Source organism: Rhodococcus sp. 66b (assembly GCF_002076325.1).
GTDB lineage: Bacteria > Actinomycetota > Actinomycetes > Mycobacteriales > Mycobacteriaceae > Rhodococcus_F > Rhodococcus_F erythropolis.
In genome coordinates this window covers 541724-555587 of the sequence record NZ_MUZB01000002.1, presented here as the reverse complement: position 1 = coordinate 555587, position 13864 = coordinate 541724, and the positions used below count along the sequence as shown (strand labels likewise).

15 protein-coding genes and 1 tRNA gene are annotated in these 13864 nt (G+C 60.3%); 5 read left to right on the top strand and 11 right to left on the bottom strand.

The features are described from left to right. Nucleotides 1–35 precede the first annotated feature (35 nt). Entirely contained in the window at nt 36–1733 is a 1698-nt protein-coding gene (locus B0E55_RS05610; RefSeq protein ID WP_003945198.1) for a fumarate hydratase, read from the top strand. A 60-nt stretch (nt 1734–1793) separates the two neighbouring features. Here B0E55_RS05610 and B0E55_RS05605 read toward each other — a convergent pair whose 3' ends face one another. The 7 genes from B0E55_RS05605 to B0E55_RS05575 form a co-directional block, all read right to left on the bottom strand. Next, nucleotides 1794–2144: a hypothetical protein gene (locus B0E55_RS05605; RefSeq protein ID WP_020908500.1), complete on the bottom strand. Its 351-nt coding sequence runs from the start codon at nt 2142–2144 to the stop codon at nt 1794–1796. A 53-nt stretch (nt 2145–2197) separates the two neighbouring features. Further along, entirely contained in the window at nt 2198–2761 is a 564-nt protein-coding gene (locus B0E55_RS05600) for a mismatch-specific DNA-glycosylase (protein WP_019744548.1), read from the bottom strand. A 20-nt stretch (nt 2762–2781) separates the two neighbouring features. After that, complete coding sequence (locus tag B0E55_RS05595) at nt 2782–4110, bottom strand: WS/DGAT domain-containing protein (RefSeq protein WP_080909239.1); 1329 nt, start codon at nt 4108–4110, stop codon at nt 2782–2784. Nucleotides 4111–4142: 32 nt separating this feature from the next. Continuing rightward, a complete protein-coding gene (locus tag B0E55_RS05590) occupies nt 4143–4637 on the bottom strand; it encodes an SRPBCC family protein (protein WP_080909238.1) in 495 nt (164 codons plus the stop codon). 75 nt (nt 4638–4712) lie between these two features. Then, a complete protein-coding gene (locus B0E55_RS05585) occupies nt 4713–5078 on the bottom strand; it encodes a VOC family protein (RefSeq protein ID WP_019744551.1) in 366 nt (121 codons plus the stop codon). Beyond that, complete coding sequence (locus tag B0E55_RS05580) at nt 5075–5461, bottom strand: phage holin family protein (RefSeq protein ID WP_019744552.1); 387 nt, start codon at nt 5459–5461, stop codon at nt 5075–5077. The genes B0E55_RS05585 and B0E55_RS05580 overlap by 4 nt, the downstream gene beginning before the upstream one ends. Before the next feature lie 40 nt (nt 5462–5501). Then, nucleotides 5502–6467 (bottom strand): L-lactate dehydrogenase, encoded by a 966-nt coding sequence (locus B0E55_RS05575; protein ID WP_020908505.1) that lies wholly within the window; start codon nt 6465–6467, stop codon nt 5502–5504. Between the two features lie 107 nt (nt 6468–6574). Here B0E55_RS05575 and B0E55_RS05570 point away from each other — a divergent pair, with 107 nt between their 5' ends. Both B0E55_RS05570 and B0E55_RS05565 read left to right on the top strand, forming a co-directional pair. Beyond that, entirely contained in the window at nt 6575–7444 is an 870-nt protein-coding gene (locus B0E55_RS05570; protein WP_029255840.1) for a PE-PPE domain-containing protein, read from the top strand. Between the two features lie 95 nt (nt 7445–7539). Continuing rightward, nucleotides 7540–8604, top strand: coding sequence for a glycerophosphodiester phosphodiesterase family protein (locus B0E55_RS05565; RefSeq protein WP_041816096.1), 1065 nt, complete (start codon nt 7540–7542; stop codon nt 8602–8604). A 300-nt stretch (nt 8605–8904) separates the two neighbouring features. On the opposite strand, the gene B0E55_RS05560 is transcribed toward B0E55_RS05565, so the two are convergent. After that, nucleotides 8905–8977 (bottom strand) — tRNA-His (locus B0E55_RS05560). 188 nt (nt 8978–9165) lie between these two features. Here B0E55_RS05560 and B0E55_RS05555 point away from each other — a divergent pair. After that, a complete protein-coding gene (locus B0E55_RS05555) occupies nt 9166–10128 on the top strand; it encodes a pseudouridine synthase (protein ID WP_080909237.1) in 963 nt (320 codons plus the stop codon). Nucleotides 10129–10323: 195 nt separating this feature from the next. Here the strand turns inward: B0E55_RS05555 and B0E55_RS05550 are convergent, their stop codons facing one another. Together B0E55_RS05550 and B0E55_RS05545 are read right to left on the bottom strand one after the other, a co-directional pair. Continuing rightward, nucleotides 10324–10572, bottom strand: coding sequence for a type II toxin-antitoxin system Phd/YefM family antitoxin (locus tag B0E55_RS05550; protein WP_080909236.1), 249 nt, complete (start codon nt 10570–10572; stop codon nt 10324–10326). 267 nt (nt 10573–10839) lie between these two features. Next, nucleotides 10840–11706 (bottom strand): helix-turn-helix domain-containing protein, encoded by an 867-nt coding sequence (locus tag B0E55_RS05545; protein ID WP_274534432.1) that lies wholly within the window; start codon nt 11704–11706, stop codon nt 10840–10842. A gap of 436 nt (nt 11707–12142) precedes the next feature. On the opposite strand from B0E55_RS05545, the gene B0E55_RS05540 reads away from it, so the two are divergent. After that, nucleotides 12143–12499, top strand: a complete 357-nt coding sequence (locus B0E55_RS05540) for a hypothetical protein (protein WP_080909234.1) — start codon at nt 12143–12145, stop codon at nt 12497–12499. A gap of 129 nt (nt 12500–12628) precedes the next feature. On the opposite strand, the gene B0E55_RS05535 is transcribed toward B0E55_RS05540, so the two are convergent. Then, nucleotides 12629–13228 (bottom strand): recombinase family protein, encoded by a 600-nt coding sequence (locus B0E55_RS05535; RefSeq protein WP_080909233.1) that lies wholly within the window; start codon nt 13226–13228, stop codon nt 12629–12631. Nucleotides 13229–13864: the final 636 nt, after the last annotated feature.

Sequence of the window (13864 nt, the reverse complement as noted above, 5' to 3'; positions counted from 1 at the left end):
GCGACCTTCGCACGCACCCTTGTTCAGGAGAGATGATGGCCGACTTCCTCTATGAGGACCTGTTGCCGATCGGTGATGACACCACCGAGTACCGATTGCTCACCACCGAAGGGGTGTCGACAGTCGAGGGACCGGACGGCCGCACCTTCCTGCAGGTCGAGCCGGAAGCGATGCGCTTGCTGACCGAAACGGCGCTGCACGACATCTCTCATTACCTGCGCACGGATCACCTGACGCAGCTCGCGAGCATCCTCGACGATCCCGAAGCGTCGAACAACGACAAGTTCGTCGCGCTCGACCTGCTCAAGAACGCCAATATCGCCGCTGCCGGCGTTCTGCCGATGTGCCAGGACACCGGAACCGCCATCGTCATGGGCAAGCGTGGACAGCACGTACTCACCCCCGGCGACGACGAGAAGTCCATTGCCCGCGGTGTCTACGACGCCTACACGCGTCTGAACCTGCGCTACTCGCAGAACGCCCCCATCACGATGTGGGACGAGAAGAACACTGGCAATAACTTGCCCGCGCAGATCGAGCTGTACGCCGATACTGCTGCCGGACATGAGAACTCGTACAAGTTCCTCTTCATGGCCAAGGGCGGCGGCAGCGCCAACAAGTCCTACCTGTACCAGGAAACCAAAGCGATCCTGAACCCCGACTCGATGATGCAGTTCCTCGAGGCAAAGATCCGCTCGCTCGGTACCGCTGCCTGCCCGCCGTACCACCTTGCAATCGTCGTCGGCGGCACGTCGGCCGAGTTCGCGATGAAGACAGCCAAGTACGCGTCCGCGCACTACCTCGACGAGCTCCCCACCGAAGGCGCCATTACGGGCCGCGGCTTCCGCGATCACGAACTCGAGAAGAAGGTCTTCGAGCTCACGCAGAAGATCGGCATCGGCGCACAGTTCGGCGGTAAGTACTTCTGCCACGACGTCCGCGTCGTTCGACTCCCCCGCCACGGCGCTTCATTGCCCGTCGCCATTGCGGTGTCGTGCTCGGCCGATCGACAGGCGAAGGCCAAAATCACGCCGGAGGGCGTGTTCCTGGAACAGCTCGAATTCAACCCGGGCCGTTTCCTGCCCGAGGTCACGGACGCTCAGCTCGACGAAGAGACCGATGGCATTTCGGGTACCGGCAAGGGTGCTGCGGTCAAGATCGACCTCACCAAGCCGATGGCCGAGATCCTCGCCGAGCTTTCCAAGCACCCGGTGAAGACTCGTCTGTCGCTCACCGGTCCGCTCGTCGTGGCACGCGACATCGCGCACGCCAAGATCAAAGAGCGTCTCGACGCAGGTGAAGAGATGCCGCAGTACCTCAAGGATCACCCGGTGTACTACGCCGGCCCAGCCAAGACGCCCGACGGTATGGCGTCCGGTTCGTTCGGCCCGACCACGGCCGGCCGTATGGACTCGTACGTCGAGCAGTTCCAGGCCGCCGGTGGCTCGATGATCATGCTGGCCAAGGGAAACCGTTCCAAGCAGGTTACCGACGCCTGCAACACCCACGGAGGTTTCTACCTCGGATCGATCGGTGGACCGGCGGCTCGTCTCGCACTCGACTGCATCAAGAAGGTCGACATCCTCGAGTACGCCGAACTGGGTATGGAAGCCGTCTGGAAGATCGACGTCGAGGACTTCCCCGCGTTCATCGTCGTCGACGACAAGGGCAACGACTTCTTCGCCCATACCGGTGAAGTGACCCTGACGATCGGCAAGCGTCCGGGCCTGTAGACGCGTCAACAGCAAAGAGCCCCGGCGAGTTTCGATCGCCGGGGCTCTTTTGTGTCTGTGTCAGGTCCAGAGCGCGGCCACGAATACGGTTACGATCGACAACCCGCCGACGACGTGCACCAGATTCGGATTGGGTTGCCCCTTCTTCTGCTTCGCCCGGGTGATCTCGGCCAGCGCCACGATCACCAGCGAAAGCACCAGCTTCACAGCGATTTTCGCGTGAATGTAGTTCTTGTCCAGGGCGCCTTCGCCCAACCCGACGATGATCAGGCCGGACACGAACTGCATCCTGGCACCCCACACCATGACCTCGGTGATCGAAGGAGCCTTGAGGACGGTGAAGTAGCTACCGACCAGGGCAGCCATACCGAGTAGGTGAATCACTACAAAGATGTTGTAAAGAACAGACATACGATCACTCTATCCCGTACTTCGTTCCAGGCGAACGGAACTGAGAGTTCCTGTCAGAATATCCCGGCTTCGGCTGCAGCAGAACGGTATTTGGCGGCCAACGTATCCACCGTCTCGTGTGCGTTCAGCCCACTGGGATTGGGCACGATCCACAGAGCAGCATCTTCGAAAGGCTGATCTTGCCGCCCCGCTTTGGCTCGTTTGTCAGCGAAAGCAGTGCGATAGGCGGTGATTCCGGCGAAGGCAACCACTTTCGGTTTGGTCGAACGCACGACTGCCCGCACCCGCACTCCTCCGGCGGCAAGTTCCTCTGCATTCAACTCGTCGGCTCTGGCCGTCGCGCGAACGGCGAGATTGGTGATACCGACGCCGCGATCGATCAGGTGCTGCGTATCGGCGTCCGACATACCCGCGGAAGGATCGATCGGACGCTCGATGATGCCTGCCCTCAGCAGTGCCGGGTAGAACCGATTACCCGGCCTGGCGAAATGCGCGCCCGTCGCCGCCGTCCACAGTCCCGGATTGATACCGACGAACAACAGACGACAATTCGGCCCGATCAGATCCTCGATCTCGGCGTCTCGGAACGATTCCAGTTCGGCGCGCGTGAATCCCATGCTGCCAGTACATCAGGCCGTCACGACAGCGCTTCGCGTACCTCGTCGATCGCGTCGTGCATCATCTGCTCGTACACGTCGATGTCCGCGATCGAGGCCGGACTGCTGGTGATGCTGATCGTCACCGTGTCCCCGATCCCGTGTACGCCGTGGGTCAAGGACATGACCGGTGACAAACTCGGGAAGCCCGCTGTGAACCGAACGACGCCGCCTCCGAGCACCAGATCCGCGTCACCGCGCGCGACACTCGACACCACGGTGTTGCCGGTGACCTCGTCGGGCACTGCCGTGAAATCGTATTGCTGCACGCCCCAACGGACCAGCGGGCCGGGAACCGCGTTCAGCGCGAGATCCGACGCTGCGCTCGACGGATGGGATGCCCGTGCGCGACGCTCGGCCATCGACGCCTTGATCCGTTGGGCTCGCTCACGAAGATCATCGATATCCGGGAACAGTCCGACACCTGCATTGCGGAAGTGGTTGCGCGCTGTGGGTGTACCCACCTTGGCGATGGTCACCTCGGCTCCCAGTTCCGGCGGTACCGAGCCGTCTCGCTCGGTGAGGTAATTCGCCATCGCTACCGAGATGGCTGTCATCGCTCCGACTGTGACGGATACGCCGTCGCCACGGAAATCTGCGCTGTCCCGCACGACCATGCGCACCAGTCGGTGAGGTCCAGGCGGGATGTTGGAGCGCACCTTGGGACGGCTCGCCGCCTGCGGCGCAACAACTCCCGATTCGGTGTCCACCTGCAGCTGTACCTGCGCTCGGTGCCCCGCCCGGCCGTCGCGGAACAGCGAAACGAGTTGACCCGGCAGGCGCAGGGCGGCGCGGCCCAGAATCTCGGCTGATCCGCTAGGCCGCACGTCCGTCTTCTGCTTTGCGGGCGGTTGCGGCGAGAACAGCTGGCGAGCAATCGCCGACGCCCGCTTACCGTCCGCGAGAGAATGAGCGACCTGCAGAACTGCGATCAGCGCCGGGCCGCTACAACGCGGCGCGCCGGTGACGCCGTGGAACAGGTGAAGCGTCCACGGGGACTCACGCGGGTCGACGTGGTTTTCGAGAAGCTTCTCGATTCCGTGAATACACGATGGCCACGAGTCATCCGGCAGCTCATGCACTCTCACCAACGAGGCATCGACCGGCATGGGATCCCAGAGCGGATAGTCTAGATGCCACGGTGATTCACGAATCCGAACATTGAGATCCGGAATGAGCGACGCTCTTTCCACCACCGAGCGTCGTAGCTCGTCGATCGACTGGCTCTGCCCGTCGAAACAGTAGAGCAGTAGTTGATCGTTGGGGATCTTCTCCGAAATCCAGAAGGTTTGGGCATCGGTGGGCGTCATCCGTAACACCGGGAGACGGTACCACCGGCTCGTCAGCCCTTTTCGGCAGCAGCTTTCAGCTGGGACAGGCCATTCTCGAAATCCTTTCCGACGAGCTTGTCCATGCTGAAGATGAAACCGAAGATCTTGAAGAACAGATTCTTCTTTCCAGTCATCTTCCACGTCACCTGAACTTCACCGGCATTGGGAGAGGCACCGGCATTCGGAGAGATGAGAAAGGTGGTGACGTTCTGTGCCTTGAACGGCTTGAGGAAGGCCAGGTCCAAAACTACGCGTTCGTCTGGAACGGATTCGGTTATCACCATCGAACCGGAGCCTGCCTTCTTGTTTCCGGCCCAGGCGTACGAAGCCCCGACGCCCGCGTCAGGACCCGCGTACGTGCGCTGCATTGCCGGGTCGAGACCTTCCCAGGGCGACCACTGGGTCCACTGGTGGAAATCGTTGATCAACGCGAAGACGACCGATGCTTCTGCCTTGACGATCGTCGTACGTTCTACCAGGAATTCGTCGGAATTCTGCGAAGCCATCGTCGATCTCCAATTCTCGGGCGTGACAAGTGTTCGGAATTATCCACGGTCGACGAGATCGGGGCGAGTCGACACTCAGTCGCGCAGACACAGGCAGAAGTGGTGACCGACCGGGTCGCGGTAGACGCGGAAAGTCTGATGCTCCGGGATGCCGGTCACCCGCTGCGCACCCAGGCTGATCACCCAAGCCTCCGCGGGGTCGAGAGAATCGACGAGCAGATCCAGATGGATTCCGACGCCGGATGTCGGCCAGTCGACCGGAACAAAATCCGGAGCAAGCTGAAACGCGAGCCGCTCGCCGGCGGGTCCTTCGATCACGTGCCAATCATCTTCGTCCCGAACGCTTTTCCAGTCGAGGACCTGGACGTAGAAGTTGGCCAATGCAGCCGGATCCGGGCAGTCCAAGACTGAGTAGTCCATACCGATGTTCGGACGCGTCACTGAGCCTTCTTCTCCTGAACTTTCTTACGCACGAACAACAACGGAAGCACCAGCGTCGCAAGTGCTGTTACCAGCCACACGACGACTGTTCCCAGAATCCACGTCGAGACACCGGAGATCGACAGATTGGAGAAGAGCGACGCCACCAACAGAGCGACAAACGTCGACACCAATCCGATTCCGCCGAGAAATGCTGGTGCGTGGCGCTTTGCCACTGTCGCGATGAACGGCGCCAGGACCGATTGCGCTATCGCAAAGATCACGACCGCAACGATGAATCCGGATGTGGGCGCCGAGAAGCCCGAAAGAATCAACGAAGCAACAAGAAGCCCGACAGCGGCAGAACCCAGGAAGATCGCGGCGCGAATCAGGAAGCTGATCATTTGTTGATCCTATATGTCGGATATCGAGCAGAACAGATATTCACAATCCCAGAGATTCCTGCACCTCTCGCAATGTACGGGCCGAAGATCGGAGCCCCGAAGCCTCTTTTTCTGAAAGCGGTACCTCGAGGACTCGACCGGCACCCGCACGACCGACCATCGTGGGAAGGGACAGGCAAACGCGATCGAGTCCGTGGACACCGGTCTGCAAGGTCGATACCGGAAGAACCCGTTGTTCGTCCCGCAACACGACTTCCGCGATGAATGCGCTCGACAATCCGATGGCGAGGTTGGTCGCACCCTTTCCTTCGATGATCTCGTAGGCACTCTCGACCACAGACTTCGCGACATTCGCGCGTAAGTCGGGGCCGAGGACGCCGCCCGACGGTCCCACGAACGAGGTTGCCGGCACTCCGCCGATGGTTGCGCTCGACCAGAGCGGAATCTCGGAGTCCCCGTGCTCGCCGACGATGAAGGCATGGACGTTCTCGACCGCGACTCCGAGTTCGGTGGCCAGCAGGAATCGCAATCGGGCCGTGTCGAGCACCGTCCCCGATCCGAAAATTCGGCTGCGGTACGACGGTCCCGCAGCCTGGATCGCTGCGTAGGTCGCCACGTCGACCGGGTTGGTGACGAAGAGTAGAACCGCGTCCGGTGACACCGCCAATAGTTGTTCGGTCAGAGTCTGTGCAATCTTGACGTTCACCGCGGCAAGTTCGAGCCGCGACTGGCCGGGATGCTGTTTTGCGCCCGCGGTGACGACGACCAAGTCGGATCCCGCGGTGACCGAGATGTCATCACCTCCCTCGACGGTGCACGGCGGTGTGAACTGGGTGCCGTGGTTGAGATCGAGAACTTCGGCGCGGACCTTTGCACTGTTGGTGTCGTAGAGGGCGAGCGCGTCGGCTGATCCGCGTATCAAGCACGCGTACGCAATCGCAGTGCCGACGCTTCCCGCACCGACAACGGACACTTTTCGCCTGGATGAACGATTCGGCGTCGTCATGGGTAAATGGTGCTCGCTCGATAACGATTTCGCAGCACAACGGATTGCCAGTCTCTTCTCAGGGTTTGGAAGCCGACCTCTCAGAATTGACGTGGATCATCGCTGGCATGGCTGAGGTAACCGTTCTTGCAGTTGGCGGCACCGGCGAATCCCACGTCGGCGACCACGGCGCGCGTGTGCGCGGACTCCTCAGTGCCGTCACCGACGAACTCGACAGTCGATTCGATTCTCGCTGGGTCGCCTATCCCGCGTCGTACGGCCCGGTCGCCGACGGCGGCCTGAGCTTTCGGCACAGCACCGCGATGGGTGTGAAGGCCCTCTCGACCGCAATCGCAGAGATAGACGGCCCGGTCATGCTGATCGGATACTCACAGGGATGCACCGTGATCCGCGCGGCTCTTCCGACATTTACTTCTCCGACGACTTCTCCGACGCTGAACGGCGCCAACATCATCGGAGTCGGACTGATCTCCGATCCACAACAACCGACCGGCGTCATCGAAGGTTGCGAGGGACACGGAGTTGCCGGCGACGGACCCGAAGTCCAGCCGTGGATTCCGGTCAAGTGGATCGGGCACCCACAGGACATGATCTGTAATGCCAGCGACGACAGCTACATTCGCGACATCGCAGACTTGACGCGCTGGATGTCCTTCTCCCAGGCACGCGTGTGGGCACAAAAAGTTTGGGAACTACTTCGTAGCAATGCTTTCCAGAATGCGCAGAAGACTCGTTTCAGTCCGAAACAGTGGCGCACCGATCTACGACGCATTCGCACCGCGTTCCTCGAAGTCCTCGGCTATCTGCCGACGCGGTTGAACCTGAACCGCTTTCAGCTGGAGAACCCTCGCGGCGGTAGACACATCAGCTACGCGATCGAACCTCTCGACGAGAGCGGACTGACCGGGTGCGAGCTTCTGGCGTCGTGGATGAAGGTCCAGGCAAACGGCGTCGAGCAGCGCGTTCACGCAGCCTGACTTTTACCGTTAGTTTACCTAACGAACCCCGGCGAGCCATTCGACGCCCTTACGTTCCTTTCATGCAACTGAGCAGAATATTGTCGTGTGCCGCCGTGACCGTCGCACTCCCCCTCACCGCCCTGGCGACCCCGGCCGGCGCATCGCCAACCGGCAGTCTCGACTGGTCCGGTTCGTTCGGTAGTTCAGCACCCCAACCGGTTTCGACGTTCGACGTCCAAGCCCACCGCGGCGGGCTCGGCCTGTACACGGAGAGCAGCCTGGCCGCGTTCTCCAATGCTCTCGAAATGGGCGTCAGCACACTGGAACTCGATACCCAGATCACCGAAGACGGGATCGCTGTCGTCACGCACGATCGTAAGATCTCGAACAAGAAATGCCTCGACACCAAGCCCGCCACTACCGGCGACCCGGAGTTCCCGTACGTCGGCAAATTCGTCAACACGCTGAACCTGCAACAGATCAAGACCATGGACTGTGGCACGCTCCCCCTTGCCGGATACCCTGAGCAGCAAAATGTTCCGGGAGCGAAAATGCAGACACTCGAAGAAGTGCTCGCTCTGGTGAAGTCGTACAACGCACCCGGAATCAAGCTCAACATCGAGACCAAGGTGGAAGCGGGAGCGCCCCACGAGACCGCCCCGCGTGAGCAGTTCGTCTCTGTAGTCCTCGATACGATCCGGGCAGCCGGATTGTTGGACAGCGTCACCATTCAGAGCTTCGACTGGGGCTCGCTCATGCTCACCCGTCAACTCGCGCCGAGTGTGCCCGTGGTCGCGCTCACCAACGGTGACTTTCTCCAGGTAGGCAAGGACGGAGCGTCACCGTGGCTCGGCGGTCTGGACATCGATGATTTCGGTGGCGACGGCATCGCGGCGGTGGCAACCTTCGGCGCCTCCGCCTACTCCCCTGTCCAAGGAACTCCCCAGGGTGGAAAGGTCGGCGACCCCGGCTTCGCCTTGTACCCGACTGCCGACATGATCGCGAGCGCACATGCGCCTGGCATGAAGGTCATCCCGTGGACCGTCGATGATCCCGCCACCATGCACGCCCTCATAGACCTGGGTGTCGACGGAATCATCACCGATTACCCCGACCGTCTCCGCGCCGTCCTGTCCGAGCGCGGTATGCCGCTACCAGCGCCTGCGGTCAAGAAGTAACCTCCACCGCGCACCGAAGCAGGTACCTGAACAGGTACTTCGGCCGATGTCAACGGGGTGTCGCCGGACGCATCCTAGACAGGTACTTGCTCGGGCGATCGGAGGTGAATCCTGATGATGTCTTTGAAGGATCAGTTGGACAACTGCGAATACCTACTTGCCGACGCGGAAATGGCCGGCGACTGGAATGCTGTCCGGCGATTCAGGGAATACCGGCTCAGGCTAGTTCGACAACTGTGCAGGCAAAGGGCTGCCGGTCTCTGCGCCTAGAGTCCTCACGTCAGCCGTATCTGAACTGAGTCCCTCTGGGCGGTTACGATCCGCCGTCGCCCGAGTCACAGTCGGGTGCTCTCACCAATTGAGCTACAGAAGGTATGGACCGCAGTGCTTTTCGACTGCGACCTTTCTCTGCCGAACCATACGGGCCCGCATCTCGCCTGCGCTACTGATTTTCCGACTCGACGATCTCTGGTGATCACCGGTCCGAGTTGGTCCCCACGTCCCCGCGGGGACGTCTCCGGCAAGGCCGCACCGAATCACCGCTGACCAGCAGTCGATGGGATGATTACCTGTGTGTCCATGTCCCCACCGCTGCCCGTCAAGAACGGAGTTGGCCCGACGCGCCTACGCATCCCACCGTCCGGGCCGTGGGCGACGATCGCCGAGTACGTCGTGGCGAAGTTCGACCATCTGGACGCCGAAAACCTGTATCGGCGGTTCGACGACGGCGAGTTCGTGGGTATCGACGGCCAGTCGATCTGCCGGAGCACCGAGCTCAGCGCGCACCGGTTCGTCTGGTACTACCGCGAGTTACCGGCGGAGGACCCGGTGCCGTTCCACGAAGAGATCCTGCACCTCGACGACGATCTCGTCGTGATCGACAAACCACATTTTCTCCCGACCACCCCCAGCGGGCGCTACCTGCGCGAGTCGGCGCTCGTCCGACTGCGGGTCCGCCTCGACAACCCAGATCTGACCCCGATCCACAGACTCGACCGCGGCACCGCAGGGGTGGTGATGTTCTCGGCCCGCCCCGCGACGCGCGGCGCGTACCAGTCACAGTTCGAGAAGCGGCAGGTCACGAAGGTCTACGAGGCGGTGTCGGCGCGACCGTCCCGGTGGGACCAGGATGCGCCAGCGCTCGACGTCCCTCTCGTTTACCGCAACCACATCGAAGCTCGACGCGGCGAGTTGCGTGTCGTCGTCGACGACAGCCGTGAACCCAACTCCGAGACCATGATCGAGGCGCGAGGGATGGGCGTGAGCGCCTCCGGACGTGCTGTGCTGCACACGGTTCTACGTCCGCAGTCCGGACGAATGCACCAGTTGCGGGTTCATCTGGCAGCTCTCGGCGCCGGGATCCTGGGCGACCGGCGATACCCCGACCTGCTTCCCGACGCCCCGGACGATCATTCCCTCCCACTCCAATTGCTCGCGAGGGAACTCGAATTCACCGACCCGTTGACTGGGAGAGCGCGGCGGTTTGTGACACGTCGGACGCTCAGCGAGTTGCCCGTGGGGTGAGGACCAGAAGCCGGATTTAGACGTTGAAGCGGAATTCCATCCTGGGGGTTTGTGGAAACCGACAAGATTCGGACACCTACTCTGACCAGCAGATAGTCAGGTTTCTACCGTTGGCATGATCTGGCCGGTTTCGAACCTACTGCGTACTTTCTGCGTACCGACATACCTCGCAGACTCCTGCCAGGTTAGGTGTCGCTATTCGATGAGCTCTCTTTCCTTGGCCTCACCTCGGCGCACGGAATCCACACTGTCGAGTAGCCGACGTGCGTTGGCCGGCGAGGCCATCAGGTAGGCCGTCTCAACCTCTGCGTCATATTCCGCCTTCGACAGCAAGATGGCACTTCCGTTCGCCGAATTGATTTGAACTGCCGTTTGTTCGACGTTGACGGCCTCAAGCAAGGCGAGGAGATCTCGCTGTGCGTCTGTGGCGGAAACTTCGATCATGGTCGTCTCCTGGGGGCAATGTCGGTGTCGTGGTTCGTTCCTGACCTACGGCTTAGCGGAGTGTCCGCCAGACGCTCGGGCGGCCTTACCGGCACACTCCATCATGCATGCTGCAATCGAGCATGGACAGGGTTCCCAAGGATCTCGCACCGTGAACCCCCTTGAGTCGCGACGCGCAGAGAGTCCGCGCGTCCAGGAAAGCTCCGAACGCACGGACTCACTATTCACAGCCCCGAAACCTGATCAGGAAGCCCCTGATCAATCCTCTCAGGCGTTTTGGTGTTTTCGTCCTTCCCGAATTTCAACGTCCGGCTCCCACCAGCGGAGCGGATGAAATCGCCCAATATCGAAGCCCTTCTCCGCGCTAAACTTTGGGCCGTCGGCTCCAAGCATCACTCTTGTGAAGCCCTCGTCCCACATGCACTCGATGTCGTCGGCAAACCCCAACAACGCATCTTCAGATTGTTGCCAATTCTCGCCGATTTCTAGATTAGGAGGAACCAAGCGATCGTGATCATCATCGATGAGATCATCACCGATTTCATCGGCGAGTTCCTCGTCTTCCTTCGCTGCGACGTGCAGCGCAATCCGGAGCGCAACTCGCTCGGCGACGCAGCGCCGACCGGGAACCTCACCGCGGTCGATTTGATCCCCGATCTCGACAAAGAGGGCCTTGAACTTCTCAAGCCAATGCGAGTTGACCATGAAGAGCACCCAGTCTGGCAACTGATTGAGCAGAAGGACCTTTGACACCGTATGTCGGCCGGATAAATAGTCGTCCCACCCGCTAACTTGGTCATCCCGCAACCACACGACGGTCGTTGAGATCTTGTAAGCCTGACGAGAGGTCATCGGAAACCCATTGAACGACTTCGCAATTAGATGAACCCACTCATCATCATCGTGACCGTACGTCGTGGAATCACTCACTTCGCGACCTGCCCTCAGTTCCTCCAGGCCGCCTTTTGGCAATTTCAGCACACTCTCGAAGGCCTCGATAGTCGAGGCCCTGGCAACGACCTCATCACCCCCACCCTCAACCCTGCACCATGTCGCCAGCGACAAACCCGCCCGTCTTGCTGCTTCCTGCTGGGTCATACCCAGCGCCTCCCGACGATTCCGAATCAAATTCACAATGCCTCCTATGAGTACTCATTGAGTATCAAAACATACGAGACGGTTCCCCGCTAGTCGACACACCGAACAACAGCGTGAGATCCGTTCCAGGAGGAGCAACTTCGAGCACCTTCGAGATTTTCGAATGCCGAGTGAAGTCATCTACGCAACCGACTGTGCAAAGAATCGAAAGTCAGGTAATCAAGAAATCCCTCGAAACCCGTACACACAGCGGACAAGTGAGTGTTGCGCAATCGCTGCATTGCCCCGGGGGGAGGTCCACCCCCACCCCATCCCCGGGGCACTCAAGCGTGTCGACCATCGACCACCTAAAGGCCAAGCATCGACCGCGCCTCTCGCGAAACAATGCAAGACCTGCGCGGCACTTTGCATCCGCACATGTCAATGCCAGAACTGCACTCTCCAAACCAGATTCAGGGCCATAATTGACACCATGCAAAATGAGAGCCAGCATGAGCCTGATCCAGATGGAACGAACGCGACGACTTCGGCCGTAGTTAGTCGACTCACCAACGAATCACTGAACCTCGGACAACGGATCGAGCAGATCAACACTGATCAAATACCAGCGCTAATCGAGTCCGACGGACGTCGCGCATGGATTGTTCCTGAGCGCCTATGGACGTCGATCCAATCGATCGCATCCATCGTCAACAACCCAGAACTCGCGAAGGAACAGCGCGAAAAGCAGAACCAACTGATTCACGACGAATACGAACGACTGGCGAACGACCCTGAAGACCTAGCGGCGATCCGGCAGCTCCGGGACGACATATACGGCAGCCGGTAGTCAAGTAAGTCGCCTGCAACGGCAAAAGGCAAGTAGCACAATTGAAGTGCAAGCCGCCATGGTCCACGATGCCCATCGGTACGCCGAACGGGCGTCGCGTTCATGACTCGCCCGTTCACGAATCGAGTGCTACGCCTCCTTCGTCGCGACACCTTGATCGGTGGCGAATTCCGCGCCGTCAGCACCCAAGTAGCGGTACACCGTGGCTCGCGATACGCCCAGCACCTTCCCCACTTCGGCTGCAGTCATTCCCTTATTGCGCAGTTCCCGTGCGCGGGCAGACTGAGTGTCGTCAAGCTTGGGGCGTCGCCCACCGCGCCGATTGTTCGCGGCTGCGACAGCCAGGCCGGCCCGAGTGCGTTCAATCATCGTGTCCCGTTCGAGCTGTGCGAATGCAGCCATAATTGTCAGCATCGCCTTACCCATCGGTCCGTCCGTATGCAGCCCTTCCGTGATCGAACGAAAACCGACACCACGGGCGGCTAATTCGTCGACGGTCTGCAGAATGTGCTGGGTATTACGCCCGAGGCGGTCGAGCTTCCACACCGTCAGGACATCACCTTCACGAAGATGATCAAGGCAGGCAACGAGCTGAGGCCGGTCCACCTTCGCGCCACTGACACCCTGGTCAGTGAATACTCGAGTGGCACCGGCATCAGCCAGCGCATCGAGCTGCAATTGTGGGTTCTGGTCAGTGGTTGAAACTCTCGCGTATCCAATTATCGCCATACATCCACCTATGTCTCATAATCCCGTCGATTCCGCAATTGTGAGACTATAGGGTGTGAGACGGGTTTTCAAGACGGCCCACGGGAGTGTTCGGCCAGGACAGCCCAGTACATCGATGGCAGCATCCTTGTCTCGCCAAACCATCGTTTCTAAGACACCCCGCGGCGAGACACCTTCGACGGACTGAACCCTCATGATCTGAATGTTCGATCCAGACCGGACTCACTTTGTGGGTATGAATTTCCACACCTCACACTGTTTGGATGACAAAACCAGCGAAGCCCTCTGCGGATCCGCCTATCGACAAGGTAGAGGGCAGCACATCAACCGCGTCCGGTGACCGTCGGCCAAGCTTCTTCGTAAGCGCCACCCTGGCCACCACAGGTCTCGCGCTGTTTGTAGTTTCTGGATTCGCGATGCTGTCCGGAGACTCCGGAGTGGCGCAACCCGTCGCGACAGTGCTTGGCGGAGCTGGTGTGCTCGGTGCCGGTATCCTGACCTTCCGATCCGCACACAACACGCGAATCAGTGCAGAAAAAACAGCGAAAGCTGCACTCGACCACGCTCAAACTGTTGCCGACGATGAGAAAACCAGGCACGAGAAACAACTTACGGAACAACGCCAACAAGCGGATG

What these genes read in the sequence shown, in the direction of transcription:
- B0E55_RS05570 (WP_029255840.1), top strand. Translation starts at nt 6,575, where the DNA reads ATGGCTGAGGTAACCGTTCTTGCAGTTGGCGGCACCGGCGAATCCCAC.
- B0E55_RS05605 (WP_020908500.1), bottom strand. Translation starts at nt 2,144, where the DNA reads ATGTCTGTTCTTTACAACATCTTTGTAGTGATTCACCTACTCGGTATG.
- B0E55_RS05610 (WP_003945198.1), top strand. Translation starts at nt 36, where the DNA reads ATGGCCGACTTCCTCTATGAGGACCTGTTGCCGATCGGTGATGACACC.
- B0E55_RS05590 (WP_080909238.1), bottom strand. Translation starts at nt 4,637, where the DNA reads ATGGCTTCGCAGAATTCCGACGAATTCCTGGTAGAACGTACGACGATC.
- B0E55_RS05555 (WP_080909237.1), top strand. Translation starts at nt 9,166, where the DNA reads ATGATTACCTGTGTGTCCATGTCCCCACCGCTGCCCGTCAAGAACGGA.
- B0E55_RS05540 (WP_080909234.1), top strand. Translation starts at nt 12,143, where the DNA reads ATGCAAAATGAGAGCCAGCATGAGCCTGATCCAGATGGAACGAACGCG.
- B0E55_RS05535 (WP_080909233.1), bottom strand. Translation starts at nt 13,228, where the DNA reads ATGGCGATAATTGGATACGCGAGAGTTTCAACCACTGACCAGAACCCA.
- B0E55_RS05550 (WP_080909236.1), bottom strand. Translation starts at nt 10,572, where the DNA reads ATGATCGAAGTTTCCGCCACAGACGCACAGCGAGATCTCCTCGCCTTG.
- B0E55_RS05595 (WP_080909239.1), bottom strand. Translation starts at nt 4,110, where the DNA reads ATGACGCCCACCGATGCCCAAACCTTCTGGATTTCGGAGAAGATCCCC.
- B0E55_RS05600 (WP_019744548.1), bottom strand. Translation starts at nt 2,761, where the DNA reads ATGGGATTCACGCGCGCCGAACTGGAATCGTTCCGAGACGCCGAGATC.
- B0E55_RS05575 (WP_020908505.1), bottom strand. Translation starts at nt 6,467, where the DNA reads ATGACGACGCCGAATCGTTCATCCAGGCGAAAAGTGTCCGTTGTCGGT.
- B0E55_RS05580 (WP_019744552.1), bottom strand. Translation starts at nt 5,461, where the DNA reads ATGATCAGCTTCCTGATTCGCGCCGCGATCTTCCTGGGTTCTGCCGCT.